This window comes from Mucilaginibacter sp. P4_A11 (assembly GCF_056402535.1).
The window spans coordinates 197,838-210,501 of sequence record NZ_JBFUHE010000003.1 but is presented as its reverse complement, the minus strand read 5'-3'; the positions used below and the strand labels follow the sequence as shown (position 1 = coordinate 210,501).

The 12,664-nt window shown below is 42.2% G+C and carries 8 protein-coding genes; 4 read left to right on the top strand and 4 right to left on the bottom strand.

Going from position 1 to position 12,664, the window contains the following annotated elements:
• Positions 1-217: 217 nt before the first annotated feature.
• Together AC1DUD_RS07875 and AC1DUD_RS07870 are read right to left on the bottom strand one after the other, a co-directional pair.
• Entirely contained in the window at positions 218-2,545 is a 2,328-nt protein-coding gene (locus tag AC1DUD_RS07875; RefSeq protein ID WP_477373319.1) for an alpha-L-rhamnosidase, read from the bottom strand.
• Between the two features lie 527 nt (positions 2,546-3,072).
• Positions 3,073-3,222, bottom strand: coding sequence for a hypothetical protein (locus AC1DUD_RS07870; RefSeq protein ID WP_477373317.1), 150 nt, complete (start codon positions 3,220-3,222; stop codon positions 3,073-3,075).
• Positions 3,223-3,472: 250 nt separating this feature from the next.
• Here AC1DUD_RS07870 and AC1DUD_RS07865 point away from each other — a divergent pair, with 250 nt between their 5' ends.
• Both AC1DUD_RS07865 and AC1DUD_RS07860 read left to right on the top strand, forming a co-directional pair.
• Positions 3,473-5,188 (top strand): IlvD/Edd family dehydratase, encoded by a 1,716-nt coding sequence (locus AC1DUD_RS07865; RefSeq protein WP_477373315.1) that lies wholly within the window; start codon positions 3,473-3,475, stop codon positions 5,186-5,188.
• Between the two features lie 49 nt (positions 5,189-5,237).
• Positions 5,238-5,999 carry an SDR family NAD(P)-dependent oxidoreductase gene (locus tag AC1DUD_RS07860; protein ID WP_477373313.1) on the top strand — a complete coding sequence of 254 codons (762 nt, stop codon included), beginning with the start codon at positions 5,238-5,240 and terminating at the stop codon, positions 5,997-5,999.
• Between the two features lie 147 nt (positions 6,000-6,146).
• On the opposite strand, the gene AC1DUD_RS07855 is transcribed toward AC1DUD_RS07860, so the two are convergent.
• Positions 6,147-7,661, bottom strand: a complete 1,515-nt coding sequence (locus AC1DUD_RS07855; RefSeq protein WP_477373311.1) for a DUF6377 domain-containing protein — start codon at positions 7,659-7,661, stop codon at positions 6,147-6,149.
• 528 nt (positions 7,662-8,189) lie between these two features.
• Between AC1DUD_RS07855 and AC1DUD_RS07850 the strand changes: the two genes are divergently transcribed.
• Positions 8,190-10,355, top strand: coding sequence for a TIM-barrel domain-containing protein (locus AC1DUD_RS07850; RefSeq protein WP_477373308.1), 2,166 nt, complete (start codon positions 8,190-8,192; stop codon positions 10,353-10,355).
• An 84-nt stretch (positions 10,356-10,439) separates the two neighbouring features.
• On the opposite strand, the gene AC1DUD_RS07845 is transcribed toward AC1DUD_RS07850, so the two are convergent.
• Positions 10,440-11,048, bottom strand: coding sequence for a sigma-70 family RNA polymerase sigma factor (locus tag AC1DUD_RS07845; RefSeq protein WP_477373306.1), 609 nt, complete (start codon positions 11,046-11,048; stop codon positions 10,440-10,442).
• Positions 11,049-11,218: 170 nt separating this feature from the next.
• On the opposite strand from AC1DUD_RS07845, the gene AC1DUD_RS07840 reads away from it, so the two are divergent.
• A complete protein-coding gene (locus AC1DUD_RS07840; RefSeq protein ID WP_477373304.1) occupies positions 11,219-12,373 on the top strand; it encodes a FecR family protein in 1,155 nt (384 codons plus the stop codon).
• Positions 12,374-12,664: the final 291 nt, after the last annotated feature.

Here is a 12,664-nt window from a genome sequence, read left to right as displayed (position 1 = left end):
CTAAATGTTTCGAGGGTAATCTATTAATAACGTCATTGCTTCGTACCTCGCAATTACGTTTGTTATCTACTTTTAAACAGGCTCTTAGTTCTTTTTTTGTTTTCTAATTTGTTCTCCGGCAGTTGGTATTTAGAAGCGGGCACCTTATCAAGGTACTTGAGAATGTGCCCGCTTTTTACGTTCTGATGTAAGCCAGCTTAATTAATTAGCCGTCGAATTAATTTTCAAAATGGTAAACGCCCGAACTAACGTTTTGTACTTTATAATTAGCCCCGTTGATATCGGGGGTATTTATCTGCGCGGTAGTGCCCTTCGGTATCACCACATCCATTAAAAATTTGTTATTTGCAATTTTCCAATGTACGCTGATCTTACCCTGGCGGCTCTCGTAATCAAGGTTTACCCAGGTTAATTTACCACCAGGATGCGGTTTGATCACGATTTTCTTATAACCTACTCCATCCGGCGATTCTTCGGTATCCAGGCCCGCAATAACGCGGTACATCCAATCGCCAATGGCGCCATAAGCATAGTGGTTAAAGCTGTTCATCGTTACCGTTTGAAAGCTGCCATCGCGTTTGATGCCGTCCCAACGCTCCCAGATGGTTGTGGCGCCTCTTTTTACCGGGTATAACCAGCTTGGGTAAGTGTCCTGCAATAACAAGGAATAAGCTACGTCGGTATAACCGAAGCGGCTCAATACATGGCATAAATACGGAGTACCTAAAAAGCCTGTGGTAAGGTGGTTGCCATAGCTTTTGATGTTATTCACCAGGAACTTAGCCGCTGTAGCACGGTTAGCTTCAGGCAGCATATCGAAATTAAGTGCCAGCACGTAGGCAGTTTGCGTATTACTCATCACACGGCCGTTTGCAGTAACATATTCTTTAAAGTAGGCATCCTTGATGTTTTTTAATAATGCCTCGTAACGTGTTACGTCATCTGCTTTGCCCAATGCTTTTGCTGCTTTGATCAGCAGTTCGGTACTGTAAGCATAAAAGCATTGTGCAATTTCGTACTTATCGGTTATGGCATCGCTACCGTCGTCATCCGGCGAGCGGTAACTTAACCAGTCGCCAAAGTGGAAGCCTTTGTTCCACAAATTATTGGTGCTATTTTTTTCCATAAAGCCCACCCATGCCTGCATGCTTGGGTATTGGCGTTCCAGCATGGCCTTGTCGCCATAAGCCACATACATATTCCATGGCACAACGGTAGCTACATCACTCCATCCGGCCGATCCGCCAAAGCCGCCTAAGATATCCGGCACGACGTGCGTAACGGCACCATCCGGCTGCTGATCTGCCGCTACGTCCTTCATCCATTTGCTGAAAAAGCTGTTGACATCGAAATTGAACGATGCCGTACGACTAAAAACCTGTGCATCGCCAACCCAGCCTAAACGCTCATCACGTTGGGGGCAATCAGTAGGGATGTCAAGAAAGTTGCCCTTTTGTCCCCATACAATGTTATGCTGCAGCTGATTGATATCGGGGTTTGAACAAGTAAAAGTGCCTGTAGGTTTCATGTTGGAATACAAAGCAATAGCTGTTGCATCGTAACTATCAGTAGCAGGTATAATTGCTTTTTTACCTCTTATCCATTCGATACTTGCATAGCGAAATCCATAATAAGTGAAATGGGGCTCAAAAATCATTTCTTCGTTACTTGTCAGTATATAGGTAGCCATAGCCTGAGCGTTCCGCAAATTAGCTGTGTAAAAATTGCCAATTTTATCCAGCACCTCGGCATGACGGATCCTGATCGTATCACCAGCCTGTCCTTTAAGCTTAATAGAGATCCAGCCTACCAGGTTCTGGCCAAAGTCCATTACGGTTTCTTTCAACGGGGTAGTAATAATCTTGATAGGTTTAAAGGTTTCATGTTTGGTGATTGCATTGCTCTCGGTTGGGATTAACGTATTATAACCGATATCGGCTATTTTTACAGGTTGATCACAGTTAACCGTTTTTGTAGCATCAATTATTTCGCCATTGTTGATAGATGAAGAGCGGATCGGACCTTCGCCGCTTTTCCAGCTTTCGTCGGAGATTATAGTTGACCTTGAACCATCGGTAAATGTTAATTCAAGCTGGCATAATAAAGCCGATTGTTTGCCGTAACGGTTACGTATGTTATCGAAACCTACATAACCGCGAAACCAGCCATCTCCCACAGCTACAGTCAGGTTATTATCGCCTTTTTGCAGCAGTTCAGTTACGTTGTACTCCTGGTATTGCAGGCGTTTATTATAATCAGTCCAACCGGGGGTAAGGTAGGAGGCACTTGCACGTTTGCCGTTGATGTTTGCTTCATATAAACCCTGAGCAGTAATGTACAATGTAGCTGTCTTGATCTTTTTATCGGCTGCAAAGCGTTTCTGAAAATATTGGGCGGGGCGCGCTATACTGTCTTCACGATAGCCAATGCGCAGCCATTTGGCCTGCCATTGTATTTTGCCCGTTTGTGCCTGAGCAGGTTGAATGCCAATAAGCGCCATGAACATCAGCGCCGGCATTATTAATTTTGTACATTTTTTGATCATTTTATTATTTGGTGTGATTGGTTCTGTTTTGTTTATTACCCGGATGAATGGGATATACATTTCAGTCATTACAAACTGAATGCAGCTCCTTTCAATTTTCTTTCTTTAATCAGCGATGCAGCGAACCCGGTAAATATGTTTGTGCGAGGGGCTAACACACACATTCATTTAATTTACTTGTTTGGCAAAAGAGGTGGATGCCACTTAAACTGTAACCGTCTACGTTTAAAGAACGGGAAATAAAAGTGCACCTTAACTTTAGGATGTCAACGCTAAATAAAATATAGAAATCGATAAATAATTGACTACTAAAATAAGATCAGGAAGCCAATCGACTATCCTCATCTGTCCGGGTAGCGGAAAGTTGTTAAGGTTGGCGTGTTCCGGCCGGTTTTTAAAATTCAAGGTGAGGCAAAAGCTTTTCTCAGTTTCTCAGCGCGCCTGAACGAAAGGTTAATTTAAAGGGATAAGTTGGTAAAATAAAAATTGATCTTATGAATCATTTCAGGAAAATTCTTTCCGATAGGCTACGGGGTTTTGCCATGCCCCTTAACTATGCGGTTAAATTCATAATCCCGGTGAAAATAAAATATCGCTGCAAATTGTGTCACAACTCCTACTTTGACTGCATAGCTTGAATTTTCCGGCTTATTAAATTCACGTAAGATCTTTTTCATTTACTTTTACAACAGCTTGAATGCAGTATTGTATTAGAAACAGCAAATCTTATGTTTTTTTGCTTACCTGCTTGTTGCTAATTTTAAAAGCCAGTTATTAATGAATGAAGTTCAGAGGAGAACATATTAGTAAAGTATCTTTCGATTACTAATGTTGTTATCCCTGCATATTTTCAAGACTATATTTATCTCAAAGTAACCTGGAAAGCGTTATTGGACTTATCGATAATCAGCATTCCGATTTTAAATTATGGAAAATAAGAAATTAAGAAGCAGCGACTGGTTCGGACGCCAGGGAAAGGATGGTTTTATATACCGGGCATGGATGAAAAATCAGGGTATCCCCGAATATGAATTTAACAATAAACCCATCATCGGAATTTGCAATACCTGGAGCGAGTTGACCCCATGTAACGCGCATTTCCGGGACCTAGCCGAATCTGTTAAAAGAGGTGTTTTGGAGGCCGGGGGATTTCCGGTTGAATTTCCGGTAATGTCATTAGGCGAAACGTTGATGAAACCTACGGCTATGCTTTACCGTAACCTTGCCAGCATGGATGTTGAGGAAAGTATCAGGGCCAATCCTTTAGATGGTGTTGTGTTATTGTGCGGCTGTGATAAAACTACCCCTTCATTGGTAATGGGGGCCTGCAGTGTGGATATACCTACCATTGTGGTATCTGGAGGGCCGATGTTAACCGGTCGGCACAAAGGTGTTAGTATTGGTACAAGTGATATTTGGCGTTATTTTTCAGATCTGCGGGGCGATATTATTCAGGAAGATGAACTTTTAAGCATTGAAGCATCTATGTGCAGAAGCCCGGGACATTGCGCGGTAATGGGTACGGCATCATCTATGGCGTGCATGGTTGAATCTCTCGGTCTTTCACTGCCTAATAATGCTGCGATCCCTGCCGCCGATTCGAGACGAAAGGTACTTGCCCAGCTTTCTGGCCTCAGGATAGTGGATATGGTAAGAGAGGACCTTAAGCCATCTGACATACTTACCCGGCAGGCAGTTGAAAACGCTATTAAAGTGAATGCTGCTATCGGTGGCTCCACCAATTTTGTCATTCACCTGTTGGCTATTGCCGGGCGCGTGGGCGTACCTTTAAATTTAAGTGATTTTGACAGTTTGTCGTCAGAGATTCCGCTTATCGCTAATTTACAGCCATCGGGGAAATATTTTATGGAGGACCTTTATTATGCCGGTGGATTGCAGGTTGTGATAAAGCATCTTGATCACTTATTGCATAGAGAATGTATTACGGTTAACGGGAAGACTATTGAGAAAAATTACTCAAATGCAACCTGCTATAATTCAGACGTTATTACTACAACACAGAGTCCATTTAATAATTTAACCGGCCTGGCTATTCTTTCAGGAAACTTATGCGAAAATGGTGCAGTGATCAAGCCTTCTGCAGCGAGTGCTCATTTGATGCAGCATACAGGTAAGGCTGTTGTATTTGATAGTATTGAAGATTATTATGCGCGGATCGACAGTGATGATCTGGAAGTAGACGAATCGTCAATCCTGGTTTTGAAAAATGTTGGCCCGAAAGGATATCCGGGAATGCCCGAAGTAGGCAATATGAGCCTGCCGAAAAAACTAATTCAAAAAGGAGTTAAAGATATGGTGCGCATATCTGACGGCCGGATGAGTGGTACAGGGTTTGGCACGGTAGTTCTGCATGTGTCGCCCGAAGCTGCAACTGGTAATAATTTTGCAGTGATCAGGACCGGAGATCTGATAACACTTGATGTTCCAGGCAGGTCTGTTAATGTAGCCCTTTCGGATGATGAATTTGCAACGAGGAAATCTCAGTTTACCCCACCCCAAGCCTCCGTTAGCAGGGGGTACGTAAGTCTTTATATAGACCATGTTCAGCAGGCTCATTTAGGGGCAGATATGGACTTTTTGAGGGGGAAATCAGGGAGTAAAGTAACGCGTGACTCCCATTAAACATTGGCCGGATTTTAAAAACTTGCTAAGCAAGAAAAATATATAGAATATGTCGTTTAAAAATAAAGTTGCAATAGTAACCGGGGCAGGCCAGGGAATTGGTTTTGAAATATGCAAGGAACTCGCCATAGCAGGCGCCAGGGTAATTTTAAATGACCTTAGCCATGAGCTAACAGGTTCAGCTGCTGCTGAAATCAACGCGTTGAGTAATGAAAGCTGCACAGGGCTGGCAGGTGATTCAGGTGATATAATTTTTATAAGGGAGATGGTAGCTTTCGCGGTAGAAAAATTTGGTAGTGTCGACATCGTTATCGCTAACGCGGGGATTACCCTGTTTGGAGATTTTTTCACTTACCTGCCGGAGTCGTTTTTTAAAATTATGCAGGTAAACCTCGCCGGGTCGTTTTTTCTGGCACAGGCAGCTGCCTCTCAGATGAAGCTTCAGCAATCAGGCGGATCCATACTGTTTACATCCTCGGTAACAGGCCACCAGGCACATAAAAATCTCGCGGCTTACGGAATGAGCAAGGCTGCTTTAGAAATGCTGGCGAAAAATCTTGTGATTGAACTTTCTCAGTACAAGATAAATGTAAACACTATTGCCCCGGGCGCTACTTTGACAGAACGGACATTGGAGGACCCTGAATACCGCGAGACCTGGTCGCGGATTACGCCGATGGGGAGGCCCGCTTATGTGGCAGATATAGCTGCCGCCGCGTTATTCCTAATTTCTGATAAAGCGAAGCATATTACAGGGCAAAACCTGATCATTGACGGTGGATGGACTTCCGTAAGTGTTTCGCCTGAATAGCTGATAAATAGGTAATTATGAAAATAGAAGTTGCTCCGGCCTTTCCAAAGGTATGGCTTGCCCCCTGATCGTTGATCAAGCAAATGCACGGGGTAAAAGCGGGATACAGCTAAAAATACAACAAGTCGCTTCCGCTTGCTTCAATCTTTACAATTCGTCCATGAATTTAATTTCCATTATTTTTCGTTCAAAATCTTCTGCAGCCACCAGGGCCTTAACTTTTACACGGTTTTTATAGGTATACACTGTGCTTACACTGTAATCAAGGATTTTAGCTATGGTTTCCAACTCGCTTACCCCGAGTCGTATCAATGCAAAAATCCGAAGCGTTGCGGTTAACATCTCCCCGGGCTTAGGCCAAATTTGATCTTCCTGTTTTAACAGCGCATTGAACGAATTTATGAAATTGGGAAAAAGGGTTAAAAATACTGTGTCTAATGTATCATATAGCTGGTCTTTTTCTTTTTCAACTTTAATGTTTTCCAAAACGGAGTTTGCATCGTTGTATTTGCCCAGTTTAATATTGTGTTGTGCCCTGCGTTTTACTTTATCCAATGTTTCGATATACGATGAACACGTGTTAAAAAACAACCCGATAAACTCCTCCTTTATTCTCGACGACTCCCAAAGTTTGCTGTTGATGTTCTTTAACTCGCTGTTTTTTTTCTTGATAGTAAGCTCATCGGCTTTAATGCGTCGTATTTGCTTTCTGTAAATTACCAACAAAAAGAAAAGGACTACAGCAACGATCAAAAATATCAGGAAACCTATCAGCAGCTTGTCTTTTTCATGTTGTTTCTCGTCGATGAACTTGCCCGCAATAAGCGGCAAGATGGATTCTATTTGTACTTCACGGCTCCTTGCTCCGTAAAATCTGGCATTTTTTACCGCATGCTGCATCATAATGTACGCATCATCGGTTCTGTTTAGCTTAAACAACTCCTGTCCCAGCAGGAATATGGCGAGGGTTTCTTTTGTAGATGATCGGATATCATTTATCGCCGCAAGCGCCAGAAAGATAATGCGGTTTTCGCCAGTGTAGGCATAACTAATTCTGGTGGCTACCATAGCGATCTTGTGTTCAGGAAGATGGCTGCTGGTGATGAAGTTATAGAAATACTCAGGTGTCAGTTTTTTACTTTTCACAGAGTTGGGCTGGAAGGCTAAATTGATCGTTTTTTCAAAATCATTTGAGGGCGCTGCTATTTCTGCCTTTTTAAAATCTTCTTCAGATTGCCGGCGGTAGATCTTCGAAAAATAGGCATCATTGTCATAGTCGCCAATACCGGCATTTAGTCTTGCACGCAGGTTTAGGAAATCAGCTTTCAGCGAATCTGATAAGTTTGCTATATTGATTGTCGCAGTGATGTCAAAGGCCTCCTTATAAAATCCCGAATTGAGTAGGGTGCTGCCAAGCAGTATTTTGCTGTCGGTCAGGTTATCAAGTTGATTGAATTTTTGAGAAAGGGCTATCATTTTTCTGACATACATAAACGCGGAATCAAACTTGAAAGAACGATATTCATCAAAGATTCGGAAATGAAGGTTGTACTGGGAATTGAAATCTTTACTGTCCGTAAGCAGCAGCTTCTGTTGTAACTGTTTTATTCGTTTTTCTTTATTAAAGTCGTAGCGGTCTTCCTTTTCGAGCTCAGTTTTCAAAACTTTTAAAATTTTGTCAGAACTGAAGTTTTGGGAATAACAATAAATGGAGGTCAATAAAAAAGCAAAAACAAGTAGTAATTTTTTTTTCATCTATAAGCACTTCTAAGTTCAAAAAGCAATACTGTAAATTAAAAATCAGGTTCGTGTAATCAAAACGGTTATAAAATTACATCTAAAATATCCAACCACAACCCAGATGCTTACCCTATCGTTCTGCAATGGCGTTTTTATCAATTAAAGAATTATTAATCTACTGTGTTTTGTTAGATTTTCTTTGTTTTTTTGTTTTATAAATACTTGATATGTAATATTTTATTTGTTTTTGGCTTGAGATTTTTATAGCAGGATGTTTGACGTAATGGCTAACTGCCCGAAATCATCTTTTACTTTGACCCAAAATGAAAGCTGCCTATAAACAAGACAGGCAAGTGGAATTTTTGAATTGTTTTAACAGGGCACACGTTGCTACGGTTCGCTTTGCTATGAAACATGACCTCTTCAAAAAAGCTATCAATTATAAACTATATGACAACATTGTTTAAATATTACCAGTTTGTTCTGTTTTTACTTTTTTTTTCGGCTGCTAAAGCCAATACTGTGCCTATTGGCCAGTCGGGCATGGTGGGTAACTCTATAGCGGAATTTATTCCAGCCGGTTTTAATGCTTCGCTGGTGCCATCCCTTATGCTTTCAAAGGAACCGGTTATCAAAAAAGCTGTTCCGGCTGGTTGGCGTATTTTTCCCGACTTTACTTTGAATGAGGGCAAGGCCGGCGCAGTTGTTCGGTTGCAAGGCGAGGTTAGTCTGTATGGTGGAGGCGAAGTTACAGGCCCTTTATTAAGAAATGGTCAAACCATAAAACTTTGGAATACTGATAACGGAGCGTATGGCACTGATGGCGGGAAGCGACTTTATCAGACTCATCCATGGGTAATGGGTGTAAGGAAAGACGGTACCGCCTTTGGGATACTTTTTGATAGCTATTGGAAGGCCGAATTGAAGACTGATTCAAAAGAAATTGTCTTCAATACAGAAGGTGCGCTATTTCGTGTTTTTGTGATCGACCGTAAATCGCCGCAGGAAGTAATTAAAGGCTTGGCTGAACTGACAGGTACTATTGAAATGCCCCCAAGATGGGCTTTGGGTTATCAGCAGTGCCGCTTTTCTTATGCTTCGGAGCAGCGTGTAAGGGAAATTGCCAGTACTTTCAGAGAAAAGCAGATACCATGTGACGCTATTTGGATGGATATCGACTACATGGAAGGTTTTCGCGTTTTTACATTTAATAAAACCAATTTCCCCAATCCCAAACAATTGAACAACGATCTTCACGCTAAAGGCTTTCATTCTGTTTTTATGATCGATCCCGGAGTTAAGGCCGATAGTACTTACGCTGTTTACAAGTCCGGTTCAACGAAAAATATTTGGGTTAAAGACATTGGCGGGCAGGAATACCACGGAAAAGTTTGGCCGGGAGACTGCGCTTTTCCTGATTTTACAATGCCTGCCGCCCGCGACTGGTGGGCCGGTTTATATCAGCAATTTATGGCTACCGGTGTTGACGGTGTTTGGAATGATATGAATGAGCCTGCGGTGAATGATGAGGCTTTGCCAAAAGACCAGAGGTTAGGAACGATGCCGTATAACAACCGCCATCGCGGTGGAGGACTGTTGCCCGCCGGCCCGCATCTGTTGTATCATAACGCTTATGGCCGGTTGATGGTACAGGCCACCCGCCAGGGGGTATTGGCCGCAAATCCCGATAAGCGACCATTTATTTTAACGAGGGCTAATTTATTAGGCGGACAACGTTTCGCTGCAACCTGGACGGGAGATAACCTGGCCGATGAACGGTTTATGAAGGTTTCTGTACCGATGTCTATTACTCTTGGGTTATCCGGTCAGCCTTTTAGCGGGCCCGACATTGGCGGTTTTTTGGGCAATACCAGTCCTGATCTGTGGGCTAAATGGCTTGGCTTCGGCGTGTTTTTACCTTTTGCCCGCGGGCATGCCTGTGCCGGCACAAATAATAAGGAACCATGGGCATTTGGTGATGCAGTTGAAAAAACATCTAAAATAGCCATCGGCCGTCGTTACCGTTTGTTGCCATTGCTATATACGTTATTTTACAATGCCCACAAAACAGGGTTGCCTGTAATGCAGCCTTCGTTTTTTGCCGATCCAAAGGACCTGAACTTACGAAGCGAGGAACAGACATTTTTATTGGGCAGCAACTTATTGGTAGTCCCTTCTTTTGCTAAAGATCCGAAACTGCCTGCCGGGAAATGGGAACAGGTATCGCTTGTTGATGGTGAGCGGTCGGACCCTTATCAGGCTAAATTATTACTGAAAGCAGGCGGTATCATCCCTGCCGGGCAGGTTATTCAGAATACCGGAGAAAAATCGCTGGATACTTTGACGCTATTTGTTAATCCCGACAGTCAGGGTAAAGCGAGCGGCGAACTTTACTGGGATAGGGGTGAAGGCTGGGAATTTAATAAGGGCAGTTATAGCAGGCTGAAATTCCAGGTTACAAAAGCCGGCAATAAAATTATGCTTCGTGTGGTTGCCCGTGAAGGTAGTTACCCGATTAATGAAGAGGTTGGGCATTTGAACGTCGTTGTTCTGAAAGATGGCAAGGAATATAGCGGAACGGGGAACTTAAAACAAGGCGTTTCGGTGCAGATGTGATTAAAGGATAGCATATTTCCTTAAAGGGGCGGTGAGTTTTAGATACCGGCCCTTTAAGCTTGAATAGGACACTACGAATGTAGTTTACAGTCGGAGTTTGGCATGTACAAGGATCAATTTTGCAACAATTAATACTGTTGGGTAATGCTTGAAATGCGGTTTAAGGTATTTGACGGCGAGGGAAATTTGATTTTCAACTGCCCTTTTTGAAATGGACAGCCGCTCGGCGATCTCGGCATTGGTCAGTTGGCTAACCCTGCTCAAAAGGAAGATCTCTTTACACCTTGCCGGCAGTTTGTCCAGCAGTTTGTCCAGATCAGTGCTTAATTCATCAACCTGAAAATTGCTTTCGGCATTATTATATACAACACTTAAATCATCCAAATTTTCATAGTCTTCAACATATTTCAAAGGCGATGAACTGTTTGCTTTGATGGAATTGTATACGCGGTATCGGGCGGCAGATGTCAGGTAATTTTTGAATGTGATAATATTTAGCATCTCCCTCTTTTCCCATATGTTAACAAATATGTCGTTCACAATACCCATGCAAACCCCGGTATCATGTAAATATGAAAAGGCTTTTTTATAAACCACCTCCCAATAGCGATCATAAAGCTGGTTAAACGCTTTTTTATCATGGCGTTTAACTGCTGCAAATAAATCTTCATCTGTTTGTTGGGGATGGTTCATTTAAAAGGATCTCAATCTAAGCTTTAACCGTGCAATTTAATAACAAACTTTTATTGTTGAGGGATTGCCGGCGGTTCGTTATCGATTGCTTAAAAAAAATCTAAAAAAAAAATAAAAAAGTGTGTGAGTTATACCATGGAGAGTTGTCTATAAGAATAACCATTATAGCCATGTCATACAAAGAATTTATTAAATTATATGAGCGCTGCGCTTCGGGCAACTGCACGCCGGAAGAGCAAAAAATATTTGAAGAATATCGTGACAGTTTCGATTTGTCGGATCTGCCCTGGATCTCTGATTTCGGCGATAAACAGGAAATCGAGAAACGTCTGAAAATAGATTTGCATAACAGACTTTATAAAAACCAGGTAAGAAGGTTGATGCCGGCATACTGGTGGGCCGCAGCCGCAATTATAATATTCGCCCTTGGTGGATTACTTTTTGCCAATAAATATTTCAACGGAAGTACCAAACCCAATGAACTGGCATCCGACAAAAATATCATTCACCCGGGCAGTAATAAGGCTGTGCTTACACTTGACGACGGAAAGGAAATTATTCTTGACGGTTCACGAAAAGGACATCTGTTTACACTTAACAATGTTTCTGCCCATAACGATGTAGATAGCAGTGTGGTATATAAGAAAAACACGTCCGAAAGCACCAACACTTCACTGCCTTATAATACGTTGTCAACACCTCGTGGCGGAAAGTATCAGCTGACCCTGGCCGATGGTACTAAAGTTTGGCTAAATGCAGGCAGTACCATTAAATTCCCGGTTGATTTTACAAATAGCGAAAGAGTGGTAGAGTTGTCGGGCGAAGCATACTTTGAAGTTGCTCACGATTCACTCAGGCCATTTAAAGTAGCAGGTGCGGGGCAGGTGGTACAGGTACTGGGCACGCATTTTAATATCAATGCCTATCCTGATGAAGGTGTGGTGAAAACAACCCTGCTTGAAGGTAGCGTGAAAGTTTATGGAAAGCCACTGACTTCAACTTCTGTGGTTTCGGAAATCATTATAAAACCCAATGAGCAGGCAGTTTTTAAGAATGATCAACTATCCAAACAAACTGTTGATGCTGATGAGTTTGTGGCATGGAAAAACGGCGTGATCTTATTTAGGAATGCTGATATCCATGATGTAATGCGTAAAATTTCCAGGTGGTACAATGTTGAGGTAGAATATCAGGGCCAGGTAGGCAACGATACCTACAGCGGCGAAATTCCCAGGAATGCGGCTTTTTCGGAAGTACTCAAAATCCTGAAACTGGACGATATCAACGTAAAAATGAACGGGCGAAAACTTATTGTTTCCCAGTAATAGCTTATAATCCCCAAAATACATTATAAAACTAATAACCAATTATTAACCTCAAAACCCAATTACGATGAAGAAAAAAGATACTTAAAAAGCTCCCGTCAAAATCTCATTCAAAAAAATGCCGGCAGTGCTTCCAACACAACCGGCTGAGTCCGCTTGCGCGGTAGTTTCTGGATCAGAGATTAATAGAAAACCTACACAGTTCAATTTTAATCAAACCAAAAACCTAACGAAACTATGAAAATTAATCAACGTAGTTCAAAAAACTGCGAATTTCTGTTTTTATGTCGA